This is a genomic window from Cupriavidus yeoncheonensis (assembly GCF_905397275.1).
GTDB classification, from domain to species: Bacteria; Pseudomonadota; Gammaproteobacteria; order Burkholderiales; family Burkholderiaceae; genus Cupriavidus; species Cupriavidus yeoncheonensis.
Genome location: NZ_CAJPUY010000022.1, coordinates 35,228 through 57,283, shown reverse-complemented (window position 1 = coordinate 57,283; position 22,056 = coordinate 35,228). Strand labels below are relative to the sequence as shown.

The window sequence follows — 22,056 nt, the reverse complement described above, 5'->3', positions numbered from 1 at the left end:
CGGACCTGGCATGTGGCTTGCAACAAGTACCTTGCGGCAGTTCGCCGCGTCATGGAGACAGTGATGGGACAGCAGCAGCAGCCGGGGCAATCCCAAAAGGGCCAACAAGGCCAGGGTCAGCGACAGCAGGAGCAGTCGCAAAGCGGCCAGCGCAGCGGCCAGCAGGGTTCCAACCAAGACCAGCGTTCTGGCGGCGGACAGATGGGTAACCAGGACAAAGGTACGGGCCAACAGCAGCAGGATAGCGGCAAGAGCTCGCAACAGGGCCATCAGCAGGGACAGGGCGGAACGGGCGGAACGGGCGGTCAACGCTAGCAATGACGGCTGACCGGCGCCGATAAGGCGCCGACCCAGCGGGCCGGGGTTCTTCGGAATTCCGGCCTTTTTGTTGCCGCGCCACCCAGGGCCATGGCACGGCCCGGGGCCCGACACATCCGCGCCTTCCCGTGTATCCTGAACGGAACTCGCAACGTATTCACCCACCTTTGCCAGCCTCCACCGATCCGGCGGCCGCTCGCCGCCAGGGCCAGTTCCTCGACCGCATTTCCAGCCGCCTGCGCACCACGGCGGGCGCGCAGGTGCGCGCACTGACGCGCAGCAACTCGGGCCTGACCCTCGACTACGACAACCCACCCGGCGATCCCGGGCTGTTTGGCCCGGACGCGGTCTGCTGGCGCGTGCATGCCGATTTTCCGGCCATGCTGGCCGGCGGCGTCAGCGCCTTGCTGATGCAGACGCTGCACCCGCTGGCACTGGCCGGCGTCTGGGACCATTCGACCTTTCGCGCCGATATGCAGGGCCGGCTGGGGCGTACCGCGCAGTTCATCGCCGGCACGACCTACGGCAGCCGCGCGGACGCCATGACGCTGATCGACCGCGTACGGCGCATCCATGCGCACGTCAGCGGCAGCGCGCCGGACGGCAGGCCCTACTCAGCCGACGACCCGGCACTGCTGACATGGGTGCACGTGGCGGAAGTCTCCAGCTTCCTGGCCGGCTACCTGCGCTACGTGGGGCCGCTGAGCGAAGCGGAACAGGACCGCTACTACGACGAAGTCGCCCGGATCGCCGAACTGCTGGGTGCCACCGGCGTACCGCGCTCGTGCGCGGCGGTGGCCGCCTACCTGGAAGCCATGCGCCCGCAACTCGAAGCCAGCGCGCGCACGCGCGAGGTGGCGCGGCTCGTGATGAAGTTGCCGGTCGCCAACCCGATGCTGGTCCCGGCGGTACGCGTGATGGCGCACGCGGGCATTGCGCTGATGCCGGACTGGGCCCGCCGGATGCTGGAGCTGGATGGCCCCTCGATCCGCCGCCCCGTGTCGCTCGCGGGGATGCGCGTGCTGGCGCCGACGCTGCGCTGGGCGCTCGGCGCCGGGCTGGCGGCCCGTGCGCGGCGGCGCGTGGCACGCGCCGCCTGAGCGGGCGTCAGGCTATTCGGCCGCCGAGGCGGCAGCGGCAGGGCTGCCGCGCAGCGTGGCTTCGCGCAGGCGCGCGACCAGGAACGGCGACAGCAGCGACACGGCCGCGCTCATCAGGAACAGCAGACGGAACGCGCGCTCGGCGGCTGCGCGCACCGCCGCGGCATCCGCCGCCGGCGTGTCGGCCGCCAGCGCCCGGTGGAACATGCTCATGAGCACGTCTTCGCCGCCCGACAGGTCGGTCACCGCCATGCCGCCGTGGCGCAGCAGCGCGATCAGCACCGTGGTCAGCACCGCCACGCCGACCGCGCCACCCAGCATGCGCGAAAACGAGGTCAGTGCCGTGGCAATCCCCACCTGCTGTGGCGGCACGGCGTTCTGCGTGGCAACCAGGCCGCTTGGCAACTGCAGCCCGATGGCGAACCCGAGGACCACCATCACCGGCACGCACAGCCATACCGCGCCCGGATCGACAAAGGCCAGCGCCACGATGGCCAGCGGTGCCAGGGAAGCACCCGCCATCTGCAGCGGCTTGTAGCGGCCGGTCCACGACATGATCCGCCCCGCCGCGTAGGCGCCGAACGGAATCGCCAGCGTGAGCGGCACCAGCCGCAGCGCGGCAGCGTCCGCCTGCGCGCCGCCCACGACCTGGAAGCGCAGCGGCAGCAGCACCGACATGGCGATCAGCTGGAAAAAGCAGAAGAACAGCGTGGCGCAGCAGATGGCCACGGTCGGCACGCGCAGCATGGCAAGCGGGATCACCGGGTCGGCCGCGCGCCGCTCCTGCCAGATGAACAGCGCCAGCGCGACCACGCCGGCAACCAGCAGCGCCAGCGAGTCGGCGCGCAGCGGCGAATGGCCCTGCCCCAGCCGCGTCAGGAACACCAGCACGCCACTCAACCCGCCACCGAACAGCAGCGCGCCGAGGTAATCGATGCGGTGACGCCGGCCGCTGACCGGCAGGAAGCGCAGCGCGCGCCGCACCACGACCAGCGCCAGCAAGGCCAGCGGCAGGTTGATCCAGAAGATCCAGCGCCAGGACAGGTAGTGCGCGAGGTAGCCGCCGATCACCGGCCCGGCCATGCTGGCCACGGCCCACACGCCGCTCACGTAGCCCTGGTAGCGGCCACGCTCGCGCAGCGGCACCACGTCGGCAATCGCGGCCTGCGATACCGAGATCAGCCCGCCGCCGCCCAGGCCCTGGAGGATCCGGGCCACGATCAGCTGCGGCATGGTCTGCGCCAGCGCGCAGACCACCGAGGCCAGCAGGAACAGCACGATCGAAAAGGACAGGACCGAGCGCCGCCCCAGCACGTCCGACAGCTTGCCGTAGATCGGCGTGGCCACGGTCGAGGCCACGAGGTAGGCCGAAATGACCCACGCCATGTCTTCGAAGCCGCGCAGTTGCAAGGCGATCTCGGGCAAGACCACCGCGACGATCGACTGTTCGAGCGCGCCCAGCAGGATGGCGAGCATCAGGCCGAACAGGATCTGCATGACCGGTGGCTGCGGCGCGGCAGCCGAAGAGGAGGAAGGTGAAGCATCTGCCGCGCGGGGCGGCTCGGAGGGAACGGCGGTCATCGGCACCAGCGGCGGCAGGCATGGCGGCCGCGCGGGGCGCCGCATGCGCCATGGGTGGACCGGCCCGCTCTTGCTTCGAGGATCAGGGGGAGCGGCTATTGTAGGCGCTTTGAGACATCCGCGCCGGCGCCGGCCCCGAAGGAGGCAGGCGCCGGGGCGCGGACTGTGGGACTTTGGTGCGGTGCTGCGGCTGGATCAGAAGGTTTCCCAGTCGCTGCTGTCGGCCGTGCCCGGCTGGCTGGCCGCCGTGATCCGGCGTGCCCCGGACTTCAGCACCGGTTCCTGGCGCTGCCGCCCGACCGGCTGGCGCGGTGTCGCCGGCGGCGCGGCCGCGCGCCTGGCCAGCACCGGCTGTGGCTGCGCCTTGCGCTGCACCGGCGGACGCGCCGCGGCCGGCACGGCCGGGGCACGGCTGCGCGCCGATACCGCACGCGCTACCGGAGCCGGCGCCGGCTCCGGCGGCACCGGTGCGGGTTCCATCTGGCGGGCCGGCACGGCCACGGCCGGCGCATGGCCTGCGGCCGTGCCGTGGGCAATCTCGAAGCGGCCCACCTCGTGCACCAGGCCGCCGGCCTGCTGCATCAGGCTCTCCGCGGCGGCGGCGGCCTGCTCGACCAGCGCGGCATTCTGCTGCGTCATGCTTTCCATTTGCGTCACGGCCAGGCTGACCTGCTCGATGCCCGAAGTCTGTTCCGAGCTGGCCGCGGAAATTTCGCCCATGATGTCCGTCACCCGCCGCACCGCGCCGACGATGTCGTTCATCGTCCTGCCGGCCTGCTCGGCCTGGCGCGCGCCGTCCTGCACCTGTCGGACCGAGCCGCCGATCAGCCCGGCGATTTCCTTGGCCGCGGCCGAGGAACGCTGCGCGAGGTTGCGGACCTCGGAGGCCACCACCGCGAAGCCCCGGCCCTGCTCGCCGGCACGCGCCGCTTCCACTGCGGCATTGAGCGCCAGGATATTGGTCTGGAACGCGATGCTTTCGATGACGCCGGTAATCTCCGCCACCTGCGTGGAGGACTTGGAGATGCGGTCCATGGTCTGCACCACGTCGCGCACGACGCGGCCGCCCTCGGTGGCCACCTCCGACGCGCTGACCGCGAGCTGGTTGGCCTGCCTGGCGTTGTCGGCGTTCTGGCGCACCGTGGAGGTGAGCTGTTCCATCGAGGCCGCGGTCTGCTCCAGCGAAGCCGCCTGCTGCTCGGTGCGCTGCGACAGGTCGGTGTTGCCGCGCGCGATCTCGCGCGTGGCGCCATCAATGGAGCCGGACGCCTGCTGGATGCCATGCACCAGGGCCGCCAGGTGGCGGAAGGCACGCTCCAGCGCGGCCAGCATGCGGCCCATTTCATCGCTGCTGCGCACGGTGAACGCATGGCGCAGGTTGCCGGTGGCCAGCGCCTCGGCGGCCTCCAGCGCTTCACGCGTGGGGCCGGTGATCGACCGCGTGATGGTCGTTCCCATCGCCACCGCCAGCAGCACGGCGAGTGCCGTCAGGGCCAGCAGCACATTGCGGGTCCAGGCAAAGCCTTCGTCGGCCTGTCTGACCGCGGCCAGGGCCAGGTTGCGCCCGCCGGTCATGAGGTCATCGAGCTTCTCGAAATAGGGACCTTGCGCCGCGGGCAGGGTCGCGACGAGCGCGGCGCGCGCGCCGGCGAACTCGCCCGAGCTCAGCTGGCGCAGCACCATGTCGAGCTGGCCGTTATATGCGTCGCGCGCGGTGGTGAGATCGGCAAAGGTCTTCTGCAGGTCAGGGCGGCCGGAAGCCGCGATCAGCTTGCCCAGCGCGTCGAGCGTGCCGCCCATCTCCTTGCGCATGCCGTCGATGCGCTGCGTATGGCGCTGGACCAGCGCGGAATCCTCGGTCAGGGCGGCATCCCGCACCATCACGCCGATTTCCAGCGCGTTTTCCTTGACGTGGCCAAGGTCGATGACCTTGAGCAGGCGCCCTTCCACAGTCATGTGCATGGAGGCATTCATGCCCGCCAGCGATGTCACGCTATATATAGCGACGCCGATCAGCAGCAGCACCACCAGCGTAAAGGCCAGGGACAGGCGGGTCCCTATGCCGAGGTTTCGCAACCAGGCCATCTCACTCCCTCCGGACAGATCAATATTCTTGTCGCGTGCGCACGCGGAATCGATGCGGCTGACAAGCGGGCTGACAAGCGGCGCACGGCTGCCTATCGGCGGTGACCGAACACTTCTTGAAGGAATTCTGGAATTGACGGGGAAAGTCCCCGCATTTCTGCGGATGGGCGTATTGCGGTGTGCCTTTTAATGCTGCCTGGCATCCCGATGGCCGCATAGCTGCGGTGTGCGTCGCGAGGCGCAGCCCGCTCGACGTGAGCCCCAAAAAAAGAAGCCCACGCGCGGGGTGCTCGTAGGCTTTCCAGGACTGCTTAGAGCCAGATAGCTCTGGGATGAATATAAACGTGCTTACATGAGGTGTAAATCCTGCTTCTATCAGTGAACCCCCTAGTTGAATGAGCGCAATACGGCACTTTATGTGCAGCGTATTCTGCATATTTCCCGGGGTAAGGATTACCTTATGTCAGCATTCACTTATGTCTGTCTCAAGGGCCTATAAGCCTTCCTGGAAACACCCAGGCGGTCTGTCGATCCTGGGTCGACAGACCTCTACCCTGGAGATCGAGGCATCGACAACGAACGATCTAGAGCAAAACCTCTAATCTCTTGACGACGCGCGCGCCGTCGGTCTTTGTAAAAATTTGTTACTCTCCCCCCTGAAGTATTCCCCTTCTCACCTGGCTGCACCGGGCGCCGGCAGGCGCGTCGAAGACAGCGATCCGTTGCCGGATCCCGTCCACGCCACGGCGCACCCGGCCCGCACCGGTACCGAGAGCGAATGTTTCGCCCATCGCGCTGACCGGACCATACTTCTCGGAAGTACCAGTCGGCGAACCGCCATCAGCCGCCAGAACCCTTGCGGGCTCTTCCGGAGTCGTTGTGAAGAAGGAAACCAGGCCCCCGCGAGACAGCCGGAAACTGCAGGACCAGCAACTGTCGCTCCATGCCGTCAGCCGGTCTCCGGTTGTCGTGTCTCTGTGCAACGGGACCCGGCTGCAAGGCGTCGTGGTCGCCGTGGACGAATATCTGCTCATGCTTGGCAAGGACTTGCACGACAGCAAGCCGACCGCGGTGTACAAGCACGCGATTGCCATGATCACGCCAGCCAGCGCTGGCGGCGAGACACCACCTGCGCCCCAGCCGGATCCATCGCCGGATTTCGTGCCTATCTATATGCCGCGCACGCGGCGGCGGCGCTGAAGCGCTGCCCCGGCGGCGACTGGCGTCCCTGCGCGGCCCTCGCCTCAACGCGTCCGGCGATTGCGAACGCTCCTGTTGCAATCACGCGAAAAAGTCACTCTAAACCTTTCGCGACGCCTGTCGATAACCCAAACAACGGAGGCACTCTACGCCCTGCAAAGCAGGCAGCCAACGTTACGGCAACTGCCGGAATGCCCAAAACTTTGCATACAGGAGTCGTAAATGGCGCAAGTCATTAATACCAACTCGTTGTCTCTGATGACTCAGAACAACCTGAACGCTTCGCAATCGCAGCTGAACACCGCGATCCAACGCCTGTCGTCAGGCCTGCGCATCAACAGCGCCAAGGATGACGCTGCCGGCCAAGCCATTGCGAACCGCTTCACCTCGAACATCAATGGCCTGACCCAAGCCCAGCGCAACGCCAACGACGGCATCTCGATGGCGCAGACCACTGAAGGTGCGCTGACCGAAGTCACCAACAACCTGCAGCGTATCCGCCAACTGTCTGTGCAGGCTGCCAACGGCTCGAACTCGTCTTCGGATCTGCAGTCGATCCAGGACGAAATTACGCAGCGCATGTCGGAAATCGACCGCATCTCGGCACAAACCGATTTCAACGGCGTGAAGGTCCTGTCTTCGAAGGCCTCGCCGCTGAACATCCAAGTGGGCGCCAACGACGGCCAGACCATCTCGGTCAACCTGCAGGAAATCAGCACCAAGACGCTGGGCATGGCCAGCTTCAATGTCTCGGGCACCGGTACAGCAAACACGGCTGCAACGGAGAATGATCTGAAGTTGGCTGGCACGGCGACGGGCGCGCCGGTTAACGGCACTCAACAGTACGACGTAACCTCCAACAACAAAGCTGCTACCACCAGCGACCTGTATAGCAAAATCGGAAACGGCGATGTCGTCACCGATACCACGACCGCTGTCGCGTACACATACAACTCAGCACAAGGCGCCTTCACGTTCAACGAAGCCGGTCGCACCAACGTGAACACGATTGCTGCGCTGAAGCCGCCCGTCGGCTCCAGCCTCAATGCAACTGTGACGATCGGCGGTAAGTCCACTGACATTTCCGTCGACAGCGCCGGGAACATCACTGATGCGGCGAGCGGAAAGCAGCTCTATCTCGACGCGTCCAAGAATTTGACGCAGACTGGCGCCGGTGCGGTTGCTGCGGCAACGTTGACTAACCTGACGGCGGTGGGAACCGGCATGCAGGCTGGCGATACGATCACGCTTTCCGGCACAGGGACGGTCTACACTGCGGCTGGCGCAGGCGCCTTTAACGTGACGGGCGATACGATCAAGGCTAACGTTCTCCAAGACAAGATCAAGACAGCAGCTGACACGTCGACTGTCAAGATCGGTGCCAACACGTACAACGTCAATGCAGCCGGCACGCCGACGAACGCCTATTTCGACACGACCGGGGCGTTGACTACTACCGCCACCACGACCGCCAGCTACTACGTTCACAGCAACGGTTCCGTTACTGACAGCGCTTCCAATGTCGTGTACACCGACTCGGCAAACCCGGGCGGCTTTACCCTGAACGCGCGCAGCGGTACCACCACAACCACCAACCCGCTTGACACGCTGGACAAGGCCCTGTCGATCGTCGACAAGCTGCGCAGCTCGCTGGGTGCCATCCAGAACCGCCTGGATTCCACCATCTCCAACCTGGGCACCACCATCAACAACCTGTCGTCCTCGCGCTCGCGCATCCAGGACGCGGACTACGCAACGGAAGTGTCGAACATGACCCGCGCGAACATCCTGCAACAGGCTGGTACCTCGGTGCTGGCGCAAGCCAACCAGACCACGCAAGGCGTGCTGTCGCTGCTGCGTTAATCCGCAACGGCAATGTCAAGGCCGGGCCTCGCGCCCGGCCTTGATCTGGAATGTTTCCCCAGGGCTTCGGCCCTGCGAAAGCATTTCAACCGTTTCGATCTCTTTCAATCATGGCCGACCTTTCGCCGATCTCGTCCAGCCTGCCGAGCATCTCGACTGCCGCACCGGCAACAGTGTCGGCCGCGCCCAGCACGACCACCGCGACCGCCACTCATCCAACTCCGTCGGCCGAGCTACAGTTAAACGCGACCAAGCCCGAATACCGAGCCGGCGCTCTGGAAGCCGCGCGGAAGCACTTGTCGGATGTGTTGCGCGATACATCATACCGCGTGGTGTTCGACATTGATGACGCCTCGCACCACATCATTACCAAGATCGTTGACAAGACCTCTGGCGAAGTGATTCGACAGGTTCCGACCGAGCAGACCGTCAAGCTTGCAAACGCTATGCAGAAATTGCAGGGCATGTTTGTGAATCAATCTGTCTGAGCCAACGCGCGCCGCCTGAAAGCCCTTTCTGGAAAGTACCACCATGACTTCTATCTCGAACCTCGGCGTTGGCTCCGGCCTGGATCTCAGCTCGCTGCTCGACCAGTTGACGACCGCCGAACAGGCACCCCTGGACGCCATCAAGAGCCGCGCTTCGAGCTATCAGTCCAAGCTGTCGGCGTATGGCACGCTGCAGAGCATGCTGGGCGCATTCCAGGGGTCAGCCAAGCAACTGGCTGACCCGAACTTCTTCAACAGCACGACGGCCGCATCGAGTAACACGACGGTTCTGTCCGCGGCAGGAAGCAACACTGCGACGTCGGGTACCTATGCGATCAACGTATCGGCGCTTGCCCAATCGCAGTCGCTGGTGAGCGCTGGCCAGGCCAGCCAGACCGCTGTGCTGACCACGGGTACCATCCATATCGATTTCGGTACGATCACGGATACGGCCACTGGCACGCTGGACACCGATCCGAGTCATGCCACCTATGGCAAATACAGCGGAGCCACGTTCAACGCGAACGCCGGATCCACGGGTTTTGACATCAAGATCGACAGCACCAACAACACTTTGCAAGGTGTCAGGGATGCGATCAACAAGGCCAATGCCGGCGTGACAGCCAGCATTATCAATGACGGCTCGGGAGTGCCCTACCGGCTGGTGCTGACATCGAACACCACTGGTGCCACTAACAGCATGCAGATCAAGGTCAGCGACGAGGCCGGTACCGGTGCGTCGCTGTCTGGCCTGCTTTCATACGACGTTAGCGCAGGCGTTACCGGACAGAATCTGCAACAGACTACTGCCGCACAGAATGCGCAGTTGACCGTCAATAACATCGCCGTGCAAAGCACGAGCAACACAGTGTCCGGCGCCATCCAGGGCGTTACCCTGAATCTGGCTCAGACCGGCTCCTCTACTGTTTCAGTCCAACGCGATACTGGCACCATCCAGTCGGGCGTCCAGGCCTTTGTCACCGCCTACAACAACCTCCAGAAAGCCGCAACCAGCCTGTCCGCCTATGATCCGAGCACGAATACCGGCTCTCCTCTCACCGGCGATACCACTCTGCGCATCATCCAATCGCAGATGCGCGGGCTGATGAATATGCCGCAGGTCGGTTCGGGCGCCAACGCAATTACCACGCTTTCGCAGGTAGGGGTCACGTTCCAGACGGATGGCACCATCCAACTGGACAGCAGCAAGCTCAAAGATGCGCTCAATGCCAATCCCACCGGCGTGGCAGCACTGTTCGGAAGCACCGACGGAAAGTCGGGCTACGGCAATCAGATCAACAACCTGGTTTCCACGCTGACCTCGAGCAACGGTGCGCTGACGTCGGCAACAAACGGCATCACCCAGACCCTGAGAGACCTCGGCACCCAGTACGCAGCGCAACAGGATCTGGTCAACGCCACGATCGCGAACTACAAGGCGCAATTCACGCAGCTCGACATGATCATGGCGCAGATGAAAAACACCAGCACCTATCTGACACAACAATTCAGCGCGATGACCAACTCGTCGTCGAGCAAGTAACCTCTGTCTGGAGCATGCCGCCATGTTTGCACGGAATGCCGTCAAGGCCTATGCAGCGGTCGGAACGCAAACGGCCGTCATGGACGCGAGCCCGCACAAGCTGATCTCCATGCTTTACGACGGGGCTCGTGCCGCCATCGCAAAATCGAAATTTCACCTGGAACTCGGTGAGGTAGCCGCGCGCGGCAACGCCATTTCCAAGGCCATCGACATTATCGACAACGGCCTGCGCGCGGTGCTGGACCATCAGACAGGCGGCGAGATCTCCGCCAATCTGGAATCCCTGTACGAATACATGGTGCGCCGGCTGATGCTGGCAAACCTGCGTAGCGATGTGACGCTGCTCAACGAAGTCGATGCACTGCTGGAGAATCTGGCCTCCGCCTGGGCACAGATCGACGAACCGGCGCAGCAGGCGGACCGTCAACCTGCCCTGCAAGGCAACTGAAATGACCCAATTCTCCGCCATTGTCACCTGCTACGAAGAAATCCTCGTGTTGTCTGGCCGAATGCTCGAGGCCGCTCAGGCCGCAGACTGGGATACTGTCACCGAGCTGCAACGCAGCTACCTGGCGCTGGTCGAGAACCTGCGCCAGCTGGACCATGAGGCGCCGTTCTCGGATGCCGAGCGCATGCGCCGCTACCAGCTTCTGGATCGCATCCTGACGTACGATGCGCGCATCCGCGACCTGGCCATGCCGCAACTACAGAAGGTGGGCGCCATGCTGACCAGCTCCCGCCGCCAGTTCGACCTATCCGCCGCCTATGGCGCCATGGCGTAACAGCCAGGCGGGCGGCCGATGCGCCCGCCCGCGTTTTCTGCCTCCGGCCTGATGACCGGCATCCACCTCCCCTCCGGGCTGACTTCCGCCCAGACGCTCGATCCGCAGCAACTGCGCACGGGCCTCAGCACACTCGACAAGGTCGCACTGCTCCAGCCCGTGCTGGATGCGTCCGAGTCCGGCGTGCAGAATTCGATCGACCAGGCCATCCGCAACAGCCAGGCGGCCAGGGCCACCAATGGCCAGGCAGCCACCGGCACGCTGCCGCCAGGCACTTCCACGCGTGAATCGCTCAGTTTCGCCGCGCGTGCCATTCTCACGCTGATGGATGGCAAGCCAGCCCAGCCGCTGCGCTCCGCCGGCCCGCTGCTGCCGGCGCCCCCGGCGGCTGGCAACAGTGCGACTGTGGCAGCCGCACTGGCGACGCTGGTGGACGAAAGCGGGCTGTTCTATGAATCTCACCTGTCGCAATGGGTAGCGGGTGCACGCCCGCTGGCCAGCATATTGCAGCAGCCACAAGCCCCGCTCGGCCGGCCGGCCTTGACCCAGCTGCCCTTCCAGCCGCCAGGCGCGAAGGGGGGGCCGGACGCACCGATGCTGACGTACAACGGACCGTCGGGCGCCGGGAGTTCCACGCCGTCGGATCTGCCGCGCCGCGCCGGCCCGATAACGATTCCGGCCGCACAGTTGCTCGCCGAAGCGCTGGCGGCACCGGGCAATCCGCGTGTCGCACACAGCCATGCGCCGGCCGAACAGGGCGTGCGCCAGGGAATGGGTTCGCATGCGGGTTACAGCAAGGATGCATCACCGGCGGACGGCATGCCGTCGCGGCCTTCCGCGGCGTCGGTAGCCATGCAGGCCTACCAGGCCACTGCCGACGCTGGGCGGGCACCCGAGCAGGCAGCGATGCCGCGCCACAATATGCTGATGAATCTCGGCACGGAACCCGCGCAGCAAGCGGCGCAAGGCCCTGCCATTCACCCGTCCACCGAGGGCGTGGTGCGCCAGCAGCTTGAGCTGCTGGCTACCCAGCAGTTCCGTTTCGCCGGTGAAGCGTGGCCCGGCACGCCGATGGAATGGGATATCACGCGCCAGGAGGACGGCACCGCCGGACAGGAAGCGACGGGCGCCGCCCGCCAGTGGTCCAGCCGCCTGCAGTTGCAGTTGCCCAGGCTCGGCCTCGTCGAGGCGGTGCTGACGTTCGGCCCCAACGGCCTGCAAGCGCGCCTGGCGACAGCCGAGACTGATGTCGCCGCACGTTTCATCGAGGCACGCCCGCAGTTGCGCAACCAGCTCGAAGCACAAGGTATCGTGCTCCAGCGACTCGACGTGGAAACACGCGACAGCATGGACGACGGAGGTGCGGCATGAGCGAAGCCGATCCAGGGCGCGGCGCCGCCATCGCCTTGTCGTACCAGGCGGACGACAAGGCGCCGCGCGTGGTCGCCAAGGGATACGGCGTGGTGGCCGAGGCCATCATCGCGCGCGCCCGCGAAGCCGGCGTCTACGTGCATGGCTCGCCAACGCTTGTGAACCTGCTGATGCAGGTGGACCTGGACAGCCACATCCCGCCGCAGCTTTACGTCGCCATCGCCGAGCTGCTGGCCTGGCTCTACCAGCTCGAAGCCGGCACGGACGCGCCGGCCTGATTCCACCCCAAATGAAAGCAGCCCCTGCCCGCTCGCGCGGCACAGGGGCTGCCTGATATCCGGTTTGCCGGCGCCTGCCGGCACGGCCTTACACCGGCATATTCATCATTTCCTGATACGCCTGCACCAGCCGGTTCCTCACCTGCACCCCCGTCTGGAACGACACATTGGCCTTCTGCAGTTCGATCATCACATCATTGAGCGCCACACCGGGCTTGCCCAGTTCAAACGCCTCGGACAGCCCGTAGGCGCGTTCCTGCGAGGCATTGATGCGGCTCAGGCTGCGCTGCAGTTCGCCGGCAAAGCCGCCGGCAGCCGCCGGCGCGGCCGCCTGCGAGCTGTTGCCGGTAGCGGTCTGGGCCAGGCCGCGCAGTTGCTGCAGCATGCCCTCGATCGGAGATAGCGTGGTCATGAGACTGGTTTCCCTGCCGGCCGTGGCTGAAGCGCCGGAGCCGGTTCCTGTTGTTTGACGATAGCCAGACGCGCGAATGCCGTCGGAACGAGCCGCAAGATCCACATTGCAGCCAGCTCGCACGCACTCGTCGCCCAATTTCAGCAGGCAAAGCGTACCCGTCGCCGCCAGCCCTCCATCAGCCGAAATCGGGAGGAAAACCCAGCCTATTCACCAGATTGTGGCTGCCCGCGTTGACCGATCATCGCTACCGTGCCGGAAAGGCGCGGGCTTCGCCTTGCGTCTCCCGTCCGGTGCGATGTTCCAGACAACCATCCCGGGAGTACGCGTGTTTTCTCAGCAGCCTGAAATGAGCCGTGCCGAAGTGAGGCGTGCCGACGTCCATGGCGGTCACCATCGCCAGAGCGATCGGGGCAACGGCCCGGCCCTGACCGGAGCGCGCGCATGACCGCGGCGGTGTCCTTGCCTGGCCGCCCGGGTGAAATGATCGAGCGCCTCAAGGCCAATCCGAAGCTGCCCATGATGCTGGGTGGCGCGGCGCTGGCCGCGGCCATCGCCGTCGGGGTGCTGTGGTCGCGCGCACCGGACTACAAGGTGCTGTACAGCAACCTGTCCGAGCGCGACGGCGGCGCGGTGCTGCAGTCGCTGCAGCAGATGAACGTGCCGTACAAGTTCGCCGAAGGCGGCGGCGCGGTCATGGTCCCGGCCGACAAGGTGCATGAGACGCGCCTGCGCCTGGCCTCGCAAGGCCTGCCCAGGAGCGGCACCACGGGCCTGGAACTGATGGACAACCAGAAGTTCGGCATCAGCCAGTTCGCCGAACAGGTCAACTACCAGCGCGGCCTTGAGGGCGAGCTGGCGCGTTCGATCGAGTCGATCGCGGCCGTGCAGTCGGCGCGCGTGCACCTGGCCATTCCCAAGCCGACGCTGTTCGTGCGCGAACGCCAGAAGCCGACGGCGTCGATCGTGCTGCAGCTCCACCCGGGCCGTGCCATCGATGAAGGCCAGGTCGCGGCGATCAGCCATCTGGTGTCGTCGAGCGTGCCGGAACTGACGCCCAAGGCGATCTCCATCGTCGACCAGCATGGCAACCTGCTGTCGAACAGCGGCAACGAGCGCATGCTCGATGCCACCCAGCTCAAGTACGTACAGGCGCTGGAACAGAACTACCTCAAGCGCATCGAGTCGATCCTGGCGCCGATCGTCGGCAAGGACAATGTGCGCGCCCAGGTGACGGCCGACGTGGACTTCTCCATCGTCGAGCACACCGACGAGAGCTACAAGCCGAACCAGGACCCGACCCACGCGGCCATCCGCAGCCAGCAGACGAGCGAGTCGAACCAGCAAGGCGCGACTCCGCCGGGCGGCGTGCCGGGCGCGCTGTCCAACCAACCGCCGGCACCAGCCGCGGCACCGGTCACCACCGCGCAGACGCCGCGCGCCGGGCAGGCGCCCGGCCAGGCCGGCGCGCCCGCGCAGCCTCAGGGCGCGCAGGCAGGACAAGCCCAGGGCGCACAGGGTGCCAGCTCGACCGCCTCCGGCGGCCCGAGCAGCAACCGCCGCGACTCCACCGTCAACTACGAACTCGACCGCACCGTGCGCCACGTGCAGCAGGCGCCGGGCGGCGTGCGCCGCCTGTCGGTCGCGGTGGTGGTGAACTACCGGCAGCAGCCCGATGCCAAGGGCAAGATGGTCGCCCAGGCGCTGCCGCCCGCGCTGCTGGCCCAGATCCAGAACCTCACCAAGGAAGCCATGGGCTTCTCGGCCGACCGTGGCGACTCGATCAATGTCGTGAACAGCCCCTTCACCGTCGACCGCGAAGTCACGCCTGAACTGCCCGTGTGGAAGCAACCTGAAATGATCGACCTGGCCAAGACCGGCGCCGGCTACCTGCTGCTGGCGCTGCTGGCGCTGTTCGCGTGGTTCAAGGTGGCGCGCCCGATCCTGCGCCGCTACACCACCCCGCCGCTGCCGGCGCCCGTGACGGCTGAAGAGGCCGCGGCCGAACTGCTGCCGCCCGATGAGCCGGCCAATCCGGAAGTCCTGCGGCTGGCCGCGAAGTATGAAAGTGACCTCGCACTGGTGCGTGACGCCGCGCAACGCGACCCGCGCCTGGTTGCCAGCGTAATCAAGAACTGGATTGGCAATGACCTCCGCTAAAGCCGCTTCCGCCTCCGCCCCGACCTCCGGCCTGCAGAAGAGCGCCATCCTGATGATGGCGATCGGCGAGGACGCCGCCGCCGAAGTATTCAAGCACCTGTCCCAGCGCGAAGTACAGGAGCTTGGCTCCGCCATGGCCGAACTCCGGTCGGTGACGCGCGAAGAAATGGCCGGCGTGCTCGGCGAGTTCCGCGGCGAGACCGAGCAGTACCTGGCGCTGAACGTGGATTCGAGCTCGTTCATCCGCAGCGTGCTGAACAAGGCGCTGGGCGAAGAGCGCGCCCAGTCGGTGATCGAGGACATCCTGGAATCGCGCGACCCGGGCAGCGGCATCGACTCGCTGAACTGGATGGATTCGACCTCGGTGGCCGAACTGATCCGCGAGGAACATCCGCAGATCATCGCCACCATCCTGATCCACCTGGACCGCCAGAAGGCGTCCGAGGTGCTGGCAATGTTTACCGAGCGCCTGCGCAACGACGTGATCCTGCGTATCGCCACCTTCGGCGGCGTGCAGCCGGGCGCGCTGCAGGAGCTGACCGACGTGCTGTCCAAGCTGCTGTCGGGCCAGAGCCTGAAGCGCAGCCGCATGGGCGGCGTACGCACCGCGGCCGAGATCATCAACCTGATGAGCACCGCGCACGAAGAAGCCGTGATCGACGGCGTGCGCCTGCACGACGGCGACCTGGCGCAGAAGATCATCGACGAGATGTTCCTGTTCGAGAACCTGCTGGAGGTCGACGACCGCGGTATCCAGCGCGTGCTCAAGGAAATCGCCACCGAATCGCTCATCGTCGCGCTCAAGGGCGCGCCGCCGGAGCTGCGCGACAAGTTCATCCGCAACATGTCCACCCGCGCCGGCGAAATGCTGCGCGAAGACCTGGATGCGCTGGGCCCGGTGCGCGTGTCGCAGGTCGAGGCCGAGCAGAAGGCCATCCTGCAGGTGGTAAGACGCCTGGCCGATGCCGGCGAAGTCCAGATTGGCGGAGGAGACGATGCCTATGTCTGAGCGCGGCCTTGCCGCACGTCTCGCGCTGCGCGAGAGCCCGGCCGGCGGCGATGCCGACGGCTTTGCCGCATTCGAGCCGCCGCGCCGCACGCGTGGCGCCGGATGGCAACGCTGGAACATGGGTTCCCTGGACCCGCGCGACGCGATGCGCGAGATCGTGCGGGAAGCACCCGCCGAGCCGGCGCCGCCGCCGATCGACTTCGCGGCGCTCGAAGCCATGCGCGACGGCGCCCGCAAGGAAGGCTATGCACAGGGCTATACCCAGGGCCAGACCCAGGGCTACGGCGACGGCCACCGCGAAGGCTATGCACGCGGCCTGGAAGGCGCGCGCAACGAAGCCACGCGCCTGCACGGCCTGGCCGGGAACTTCCGCAAGGCACTGGCCGGCGTGGACCAGGAAGTGTCCGATGCGCTGGTCACGCTGGCGCTGGACGTCGCGCGCCAGCTCGTCCGCGGCCGCGTGGAAGACGATCCCGAAGTCCTGCTGCCCGCCGTGCGCGAACTGCTCACGAGCGAACCGGCGCTGTCCGGCTCGCCATGCCTGCTGCTTCACCCGGAAGACGTGGGTCTGATCGAAGCCCATATGCAGGGCGAACTCGAAGCCGCCGGATGGACCCTGCGCGCGGATCCGGCCGTCGCTCGTGGCGGCTGCATTGCCAGCGCCGCCAGCGGCGAACTCGACGCCAGGCTGGAAACCCGCTGGACGCGCGTGGTCAGGGCCATGGGCCGCGACGATCCGTGGGAGCCGCCGCATGACTGACGCCGCCACGGCATCCCGCGCGGATGACCATGAAGTTGCGCCGGTCGCGCACGCGCAGCACTGGCGCCACGCGCTGAACGCGGCGCAGGCCGATATCGCCGGCCTGGACAGCAAGCGCAGTTGCGGCCGGCTCACGCGCGCGGCCGGCCTGGTGCTGGAAGCCGTGGGCCTGCGCCTGCCCGTCGGCAGCGACTGCCTGATCGAACTGCCGGCGGGGCAGTTCAGCGCCAGCCCCGGCGCAGCGCGCACGGCCGAAGCCGAAGTGGTCGGCTTTGGCGCGGACCGCCTGTTCCTGATGCCGCAATCCGACGTGGTCGGCCTGCTGCCCGGCGCGCGCGTCTATCCGCTCGAGCCGTCGCCGCAGCCCCAGGGCGCCAGCGCACCGCGCGAGCCCGGTTCCAAGCGCCTGCCCGTGGGGGAAGGCATGCTCGGCCGCGTGGTCGATGCCGCCGGAAGGCCGCTCGACGGCCTGGGCCCGATCCGGGCTGCGCAGGAAGTGACGCTGTCGGGCGAGCAGATCAACCCGCTGATGCGCGCGCCGATCGAAACGGTGCTCGACACCGGCGTGCGCGCCATCAACGGCATGCTGACCGTCGGGCGTGGCCAGCGCATGGGCCTGTTCGCGGGCTCCGGCGTGGGCAAGAGCGTGCTGCTCGGCATGATGGCGCGCTACACCAGCGCGGACGTGATCGTGGTCGGCCTGATCGGCGAACGCGGCCGCGAGGTGAAGGAATTCATCGAACACATCCTCGGCGCGGAAGGCCGCGCGCGCTCCGTCGTGGTGGCGGCCCCGGCCGACTGCTCGCCGCTGCTGCGCATGCAGGGCGCCGCCTACTCCACGCGGCTGGCCGAGTATTTCCGCGACCAGGGCAAGCATGTGCTGCTGATCATGGATTCGCTCACGCGCTATGCCATGGCCCAGCGCGAGATCGCCCTGGCGATCGGCGAGCCGCCGGCCACCAAGGGCTATCCGCCGTCGGTCTTCGCCAAGCTGCCCACGCTGGTGGAACGCACCGGCAACGGCCCCGAAGGCGGCGGCTCCATCACGGCCTTCTATACCGTGCTGACCGAGGGCGACGACCAGCAGGACCCGATTGCCGACTCGGCCCGCGCCATCCTGGACGGCCACATCGTGCTCTCGCGCAGCCTGGCCGAGGCCGGCCACTATCCGGCGATCGACGTGGAAGCCTCGATCAGCCGGGCGATGACCGCGCTGATTTCGCCCGAGCAGTTTGCTTCGGTGCGCCGCTTCAAGCAGCTGATGTCGCGCTACCAGCGCAACCGCGACCTGATCAGCGTGGGCGCCTATGTGCCCGGCAACGATCCCGAACTGGATCTGGCGATCCGGTTCCACCCCCGGATGGAAGCCTTCCTGCAGCAGGACATCCACGAGCGCGCCGGCTACGACGATGCGATCGGGCAGCTGCATAGCCTCTTCGACAGGAGCGAACATGGCTAGACCGAATCCCCTGATGACGTTGTCCGAACTGGCCCAGAACGACACCGATGCCGCCGCGCGCGAACTCGGACGGCTGCAGGGGCTGCGGACCCAGGCCGAGCAGCAGCTCAACCAGCTCACGCAGTACCGGCAGGAATACCGCGAACGCATGCAGGTGGTGGCGGCGGAAGGCATGACCACCAGCCGCTGGCACGACTTCTCGCGCTTCCTGGATTCGCTGGACCACGCCATCCGCCAGCAGACCGCCGCGCTGGACAAGGCCGAAGCCGACCTGCTGACCGGGCGCAGCAACTGGCAGAAGCAGAAGCGCCGCCTGAACTCCTTCGACACCCTGATCGCGCGCGCCGATGCGCGCGAGGAAAAAGTGGTCGCGCGCCGCGAGCAGCGCACCAACGACGAATACGCCGCACGACTGGCCCGCGACGCCGGCAGCCGACTCAACTGAGCCCAGAGGGCAAGCATTCATCCATGATCGATATCAGCCAGATCGTCAGCAACGCCAGCGCCAAGGCAGATCCCGCCAGCCGCAGCATGGCGGCAGACGCCGGGAACAATGCCTTCAGCGGCGCGCTGTCGCGCGCGCAGGACAACGCGCGCCCTGAATCGCGCCCTGAATCGCGCCAGGACTCCGGCAGCAGCGCCCAGCCTGCCAGCGGCTCGCCGGCGAAGGAAAGCCAGGCCACCGACGCGGCCCGCGCGGCTGCGGGCAAGCCGGGCCGCCGCAAGGACCATGACGATAAGGACCAGAAGGACGACGGCAGCAGCCAGGCTGCCGACGCGGGCGCCGCAGCTGCGGCACTGGACGCTTTGCTGCCGGCCACCCCGGTCCCGGCCGCAGCGGGCAACGGCGCGGCGGACAGCGCCGCGCTCGGCGCCGCCGGCGCCAACGGCCTCGCCATGCTGCAAGCCCCGGCCGCCGCATCGGCCGATGCAGCCAGCGCGGCACTTGCCGGTGTGACATCCGACGCCGCCGGGAAACAGGCCATCCAGGCATCGATCAAGGACGCCGCCGCTGCAACCTCGGCCAACGCCGCCGCGCCGACCGCAGCCGACACGCTGGCCAACATCCTGTCGCAGCGCACCGCGCTGCCGGGCGCCTCGGCACAGCCAGCGACGACCGACAGCACCCAGGCTGCCACCACGCCGGGCACCGCGCTGAATGCCATGGCGGATGCGCGCCAGGGCCAAACCGGCCAGTTCGCCGATGGCCAATCCCAGGCGGGCACGGGCCACGCCCGCCATGCCGCGCTGCCGCAGGCAGACGGCGCCGCCCAGGACGGCAAACCCGCCGCCGCCCCGTTCACGCCCGTGCCGGTCGCCGCCAGGACGGGCGATGCCGCGACGGTCACGCAGAACGATGGCGCCGCACCGGCCATTGCCGCCGTGCTGGCGAACCAGACCCCTTCGGCCGCACCGGCCGCCGTCGCCGCCGCCGCACGCCCGGTCGTGGCGCCGCCGCTGAACGATACGCAGTGGCCGCAGGCGCTGGGCCAGCAGATGATCCGGCTGACCACGCAAGGCAGCCAGAGCGCCGAACTGCAGCTCAATCCGCCCAACCTCGGTCCGCTCAAGGTGGTGCTCAACGTGGTCAACGACCAGGCCCAGGCGCAGTTCGTTTCGCCGCACCAGGCCGTGCGCGCGGCGGTGGAAGCCGCGCTGCCGCACCTGCGCACCGCGCTGTCGGAAAGCGGCATCCAGCTCGGCCAGACTTCGGTGGGCGCGGACAGCTTTGCCGGCCAGGCCGGCAACGGCCAGCAGCAACAGCAGCAGGCCGGCAGCGGTCGCGGCCATGCGGGCTTCGGCACGACCCTGGCCGCTGCCGATTCCCAGGCCGCACCCATCGCCGCGCCGGTCCGTCCGGCGCGCGCGCTGGCACAGGGAGAGGTCGATACCTTTGCCTGACCCTTTGCCAGACCGGCAGGCGCCGCAAGCGCCATGACAAAGGCCGCCTCTCGGGCGGCCTTTGTTCTTTCGGCATGCTGCCGGCGCCGGACTCAGGGCTGGAAGATGTCCAGGCCCGCGAGGGCGACCACGCCGCTCAGTGCGATCATCGAAACCGAGTCGCGTCCCAGGATCAGCAGGGCGGCAGCGAGCCAGGCGACAAGGCTGAAGGCGAGAAATCGTTTCATGATGCGGCGGTGGGACTGGGGCGACCAGACGGGCGCCAGGGCCATGTCAGCCCGGAATCCAGGAAAGTTGGGGCTAAGTATAAACCCTGATTCTGCCGATGAAAGGGATACCTGGAGGAAGATGGGAATGTGCGCGAGACGGCGCCACTTGCCGCCCGCACCGCGCGAGCGCCGGGGCGATAATGGCCGCGTGACTCCGTGCGCTGCCCCCGTGCCATGACGTTCGACCTCTTCGACAACCTGGATAGCCCCGACGACTGGCGCGGCGCCACCGGCGCGACCGAACCGCTCGCGGACGGTGCCGTGGTGCTGCGCGGCTTTGCGCGCGCGCAGGCGCCGCAGTTGCTTGCCGACATCGGCCACGTCGCCGGGCAGGCGCCGTGGCGCCACATGATCACGCCGGGCGGATTGCGCATGTCAGTGGCCATGACCAACTGCGGGCAGGCCGGCTGGGTCTCGGACCGGACGGGCTATCGCTACGACCGGCACGATCCGCTCAGCGGCGAGACCTGGCCCGCCATGCCGGCGGCATTCCTCGACCTGGCCACGCGCGCCGCCGCCGAGGCAGGCTTTGCCGGATTTGCGCCGGACGCCTGCCTGGTCAACCGCTATGTGCCCGGCACGCGCCTGTCCTTGCATCAGGACCGCGACGAGCGCGACCTGCGCGCGCCCATCGTGTCAGTCTCGCTCGGCCTGCCGGCGGTGTTCCTGTTCGGCGGGCTGCGGCGCGCCGACCGCCCCGCCCGCACGCGGCTCGCGCATGGCGACGTGGTGGTGTGGGGCGGCCCCGCGCGGCTGGCCTTCCATGGCGTGGCGCCACTGGCCGACGGCGACCATCCGCTGCTCGGGCACGAGCGGATCAACCTGACCTTCCGCAAGGCGCTGTAGCGCCTCCGCGCCGAGGCACCGCCGCAAGCCGCACAGCGCCCATTGCGCCGGGCGGCACGTCTCCTACAGTCAATGGCATCCCGCCACGCTCGACTGGAGGCCCTACCATGCATCTCGAAGGCTCGTGCCATTGCGGCGCCGTGCACTTCTCGCTGGAGTCCGATTCGCCGTATCCGTTCATGCATTGCCACTGCTCGATCTGCCGCAAGACCGCCGGCAGCGGCGGCTATGCCATCAACCTCGGCGGCGATGCCACAACGCTGCGCGTGCGCGGCAAGAAGTACCTGGGCATCTACCATGCGGTCATGCGCGAGCCGGGCAAGCGGGCCACGCGCTCGCCGGCGCAGCGGCATTTCTGCGTCAGGTGCGGCAGCGCGCTGTGGCTGTTCGACCCGCGCTGGCCCCATCTGGTCCATCCGCACGCGTCGGCCATCGATACCCCGCTGCCCAGGCCGCCCGACGTGGTCGAGGCCGGGCTCGACTTCGCGCCCGAGTGGGTGGACGTGCCGCGCGGCAAGGGCCATGTGCGTTGCGGCACGTGGCCGGCCGAGTCACTGCAGGAATGGCATCGCCGGCACGGCCTGTTATCGGGTTGATGCACCGGGCGTGATGCACCGGGCGTGATGCACT

At 67.2% G+C, this 22,056-nt stretch carries 22 protein-coding genes; 18 read left to right on the top strand and 4 right to left on the bottom strand.

Annotated features, from left to right (window positions below; all coding sequences use genetic code 11):
• Positions 1 to 63: 63 nt before the first annotated feature.
• Both KHO22_RS25635 and KHO22_RS25630 read left to right on the top strand, forming a co-directional pair.
• Positions 64 to 315 (top strand): hypothetical protein, encoded by a 252-nt coding sequence (locus tag KHO22_RS25635; RefSeq protein ID WP_211949977.1) that lies wholly within the window; start codon positions 64 to 66, stop codon positions 313 to 315.
• A gap of 170 nt (positions 316 to 485) precedes the next feature.
• A complete protein-coding gene (locus tag KHO22_RS25630; protein WP_211949976.1) occupies positions 486 to 1,418 on the top strand; it encodes an oxygenase MpaB family protein in 933 nt (310 codons plus the stop codon).
• 12 nt (positions 1,419 to 1,430) lie between these two features.
• Here KHO22_RS25630 and KHO22_RS25625 read toward each other — a convergent pair whose 3' ends face one another.
• Positions 1,431 to 2,999 (bottom strand): MDR family MFS transporter, encoded by a 1,569-nt coding sequence (locus KHO22_RS25625; protein ID WP_211949975.1) that lies wholly within the window; start codon positions 2,997 to 2,999, stop codon positions 1,431 to 1,433.
• Between the two features lie 195 nt (positions 3,000 to 3,194).
• Entirely contained in the window at positions 3,195 to 5,084 is a 1,890-nt protein-coding gene (locus KHO22_RS25620) for a methyl-accepting chemotaxis protein (RefSeq protein ID WP_211949974.1), read from the bottom strand.
• A gap of 879 nt (positions 5,085 to 5,963) precedes the next feature.
• On the opposite strand from KHO22_RS25620, the gene KHO22_RS25615 reads away from it, so the two are divergent.
• From KHO22_RS25615 to KHO22_RS25580, 8 genes are all read left to right on the top strand, one after another.
• Positions 5,964 to 6,284 carry an RNA chaperone Hfq gene (locus KHO22_RS25615; RefSeq protein ID WP_211949973.1) on the top strand — a complete coding sequence of 107 codons (321 nt, stop codon included), beginning with the start codon at positions 5,964 to 5,966 and terminating at the stop codon, positions 6,282 to 6,284.
• A gap of 222 nt (positions 6,285 to 6,506) precedes the next feature.
• On the top strand, positions 6,507 to 8,147 hold the full coding sequence (locus KHO22_RS25610; RefSeq protein WP_211949972.1) for a flagellin N-terminal helical domain-containing protein: 1,641 nt from the start codon (positions 6,507 to 6,509) through the stop codon (positions 8,145 to 8,147).
• 110 nt (positions 8,148 to 8,257) lie between these two features.
• Complete coding sequence (locus tag KHO22_RS25605) at positions 8,258 to 8,635, top strand: flagellar protein FlaG (protein WP_211949971.1); 378 nt, start codon at positions 8,258 to 8,260, stop codon at positions 8,633 to 8,635.
• Positions 8,636 to 8,678: 43 nt separating this feature from the next.
• Entirely contained in the window at positions 8,679 to 10,178 is a 1,500-nt protein-coding gene (gene fliD / locus KHO22_RS25600; RefSeq protein ID WP_211949970.1) for a flagellar filament capping protein FliD, read from the top strand.
• Positions 10,179 to 10,200: 22 nt separating this feature from the next.
• The gene (gene fliS, locus KHO22_RS25595) at positions 10,201 to 10,626 is read left to right on the top strand and encodes a flagellar export chaperone FliS (protein WP_211949969.1); all 426 of its coding nucleotides are present in this window, start codon (positions 10,201 to 10,203) and stop codon (positions 10,624 to 10,626) included.
• Between the two features lies 1 nt (position 10,627).
• Positions 10,628 to 10,960, top strand: a complete 333-nt coding sequence (locus KHO22_RS25590) for a flagellar protein FliT (protein ID WP_211949968.1) — start codon at positions 10,628 to 10,630, stop codon at positions 10,958 to 10,960.
• An 18-nt stretch (positions 10,961 to 10,978) separates the two neighbouring features.
• Positions 10,979 to 12,331: a flagellar hook-length control protein FliK gene (gene fliK / locus KHO22_RS25585; protein ID WP_338031372.1), complete on the top strand. Its 1,353-nt coding sequence runs from the start codon at positions 10,979 to 10,981 to the stop codon at positions 12,329 to 12,331.
• Entirely contained in the window at positions 12,328 to 12,609 is a 282-nt protein-coding gene (locus KHO22_RS25580) for an EscU/YscU/HrcU family type III secretion system export apparatus switch protein (protein WP_211949967.1), read from the top strand. The genes fliK and KHO22_RS25580 overlap by 4 nt, the downstream gene beginning before the upstream one ends.
• 88 nt (positions 12,610 to 12,697) lie before the next feature.
• Here the strand turns inward: KHO22_RS25580 and fliE are convergent, their stop codons facing one another.
• Positions 12,698 to 13,021 carry a flagellar hook-basal body complex protein FliE gene (fliE, locus tag KHO22_RS25575; RefSeq protein WP_211949966.1) on the bottom strand — a complete coding sequence of 108 codons (324 nt, stop codon included), beginning with the start codon at positions 13,019 to 13,021 and terminating at the stop codon, positions 12,698 to 12,700.
• Positions 13,022 to 13,465: 444 nt separating this feature from the next.
• On the opposite strand from fliE, the gene fliF reads away from it, so the two are divergent.
• From fliF to KHO22_RS25545, 6 genes are read left to right on the top strand one after another with little or no spacing between them, the layout of a single operon-like run.
• Positions 13,466 to 15,181 carry a flagellar basal-body MS-ring/collar protein FliF gene (fliF, locus tag KHO22_RS25570; RefSeq protein ID WP_211949965.1) on the top strand — a complete coding sequence of 572 codons (1,716 nt, stop codon included), beginning with the start codon at positions 13,466 to 13,468 and terminating at the stop codon, positions 15,179 to 15,181.
• Positions 15,168 to 16,190, top strand: a complete 1,023-nt coding sequence (gene fliG / locus KHO22_RS25565; RefSeq protein ID WP_211949964.1) for a flagellar motor switch protein FliG — start codon at positions 15,168 to 15,170, stop codon at positions 16,188 to 16,190. Before fliF ends, fliG begins: the two co-directional genes overlap by 14 nt.
• Complete coding sequence (fliH, locus tag KHO22_RS25560) at positions 16,177 to 16,950, top strand: flagellar assembly protein FliH (RefSeq protein WP_211949963.1); 774 nt, start codon at positions 16,177 to 16,179, stop codon at positions 16,948 to 16,950. Before fliG ends, fliH begins: the two co-directional genes overlap by 14 nt.
• A complete protein-coding gene (fliI, locus tag KHO22_RS25555) occupies positions 16,943 to 18,409 on the top strand; it encodes a flagellar protein export ATPase FliI (RefSeq protein WP_211949962.1) in 1,467 nt (488 codons plus the stop codon). Before fliH ends, fliI begins: the two co-directional genes overlap by 8 nt.
• A complete protein-coding gene (gene fliJ / locus KHO22_RS25550) occupies positions 18,402 to 18,854 on the top strand; it encodes a flagellar export protein FliJ (RefSeq protein WP_211949961.1) in 453 nt (150 codons plus the stop codon). Before fliI ends, fliJ begins: the two co-directional genes overlap by 8 nt.
• Before the next feature lie 23 nt (positions 18,855 to 18,877).
• Positions 18,878 to 20,311, top strand: coding sequence for a flagellar hook-length control protein FliK (locus tag KHO22_RS25545; protein WP_211949960.1), 1,434 nt, complete (start codon positions 18,878 to 18,880; stop codon positions 20,309 to 20,311).
• Positions 20,312 to 20,403: 92 nt separating this feature from the next.
• Here the strand turns inward: KHO22_RS25545 and KHO22_RS32745 are convergent, their stop codons facing one another.
• On the bottom strand, positions 20,404 to 20,538 hold the full coding sequence (locus tag KHO22_RS32745; RefSeq protein WP_268914543.1) for a hypothetical protein: 135 nt from the start codon (positions 20,536 to 20,538) through the stop codon (positions 20,404 to 20,406).
• Positions 20,539 to 20,754: 216 nt separating this feature from the next.
• Between KHO22_RS32745 and alkB the strand changes: the two genes are divergently transcribed.
• Positions 20,755 to 21,426, top strand: coding sequence for a DNA oxidative demethylase AlkB (alkB, locus tag KHO22_RS25540; protein ID WP_211949959.1), 672 nt, complete (start codon positions 20,755 to 20,757; stop codon positions 21,424 to 21,426).
• Positions 21,427 to 21,533: 107 nt separating this feature from the next.
• A complete protein-coding gene (locus KHO22_RS25535) occupies positions 21,534 to 22,022 on the top strand; it encodes a GFA family protein (RefSeq protein WP_211949958.1) in 489 nt (162 codons plus the stop codon).
• Positions 22,023 to 22,056: the final 34 nt, after the last annotated feature.

Coding starts and splice junctions, on each gene's coding strand:
- KHO22_RS25545 (WP_211949960.1), top strand. CDS start 18,878: ATGATCGATATCAGCCAGATCGTCAGCAACGCCAGCGCCAAGGCAGAT.
- KHO22_RS25605 (WP_211949971.1), top strand. CDS start 8,258: ATGGCCGACCTTTCGCCGATCTCGTCCAGCCTGCCGAGCATCTCGACT.
- KHO22_RS25635 (WP_211949977.1), top strand. CDS start 64: ATGGGACAGCAGCAGCAGCCGGGGCAATCCCAAAAGGGCCAACAAGGC.
- KHO22_RS25625 (WP_211949975.1), bottom strand. CDS start 2,999: ATGACCGCCGTTCCCTCCGAGCCGCCCCGCGCGGCAGATGCTTCACCT.
- fliE (WP_211949966.1), bottom strand. CDS start 13,021: ATGACCACGCTATCTCCGATCGAGGGCATGCTGCAGCAACTGCGCGGC.
- KHO22_RS25620 (WP_211949974.1), bottom strand. CDS start 5,084: ATGGCCTGGTTGCGAAACCTCGGCATAGGGACCCGCCTGTCCCTGGCC.
- KHO22_RS25580 (WP_211949967.1), top strand. CDS start 12,328: ATGAGCGAAGCCGATCCAGGGCGCGGCGCCGCCATCGCCTTGTCGTAC.
- fliF (WP_211949965.1), top strand. CDS start 13,466: ATGACCGCGGCGGTGTCCTTGCCTGGCCGCCCGGGTGAAATGATCGAG.
- fliJ (WP_211949961.1), top strand. CDS start 18,402: ATGGCTAGACCGAATCCCCTGATGACGTTGTCCGAACTGGCCCAGAAC.
- KHO22_RS32745 (WP_268914543.1), bottom strand. CDS start 20,538: ATGAAACGATTTCTCGCCTTCAGCCTTGTCGCCTGGCTCGCTGCCGCC.
- fliH (WP_211949963.1), top strand. CDS start 16,177: ATGCCTATGTCTGAGCGCGGCCTTGCCGCACGTCTCGCGCTGCGCGAG.
- fliG (WP_211949964.1), top strand. CDS start 15,168: ATGACCTCCGCTAAAGCCGCTTCCGCCTCCGCCCCGACCTCCGGCCTG.
- fliK (WP_338031372.1), top strand. CDS start 10,979: ATGCGCCCGCCCGCGTTTTCTGCCTCCGGCCTGATGACCGGCATCCAC.
- fliI (WP_211949962.1), top strand. CDS start 16,943: ATGACTGACGCCGCCACGGCATCCCGCGCGGATGACCATGAAGTTGCG.
- fliD (WP_211949970.1), top strand. CDS start 8,679: ATGACTTCTATCTCGAACCTCGGCGTTGGCTCCGGCCTGGATCTCAGC.
- fliS (WP_211949969.1), top strand. CDS start 10,201: ATGTTTGCACGGAATGCCGTCAAGGCCTATGCAGCGGTCGGAACGCAA.
- alkB (WP_211949959.1), top strand. CDS start 20,755: ATGACGTTCGACCTCTTCGACAACCTGGATAGCCCCGACGACTGGCGC.
- KHO22_RS25610 (WP_211949972.1), top strand. CDS start 6,507: ATGGCGCAAGTCATTAATACCAACTCGTTGTCTCTGATGACTCAGAAC.
- KHO22_RS25590 (WP_211949968.1), top strand. CDS start 10,628: ATGACCCAATTCTCCGCCATTGTCACCTGCTACGAAGAAATCCTCGTG.
- KHO22_RS25535 (WP_211949958.1), top strand. CDS start 21,534: ATGCATCTCGAAGGCTCGTGCCATTGCGGCGCCGTGCACTTCTCGCTG.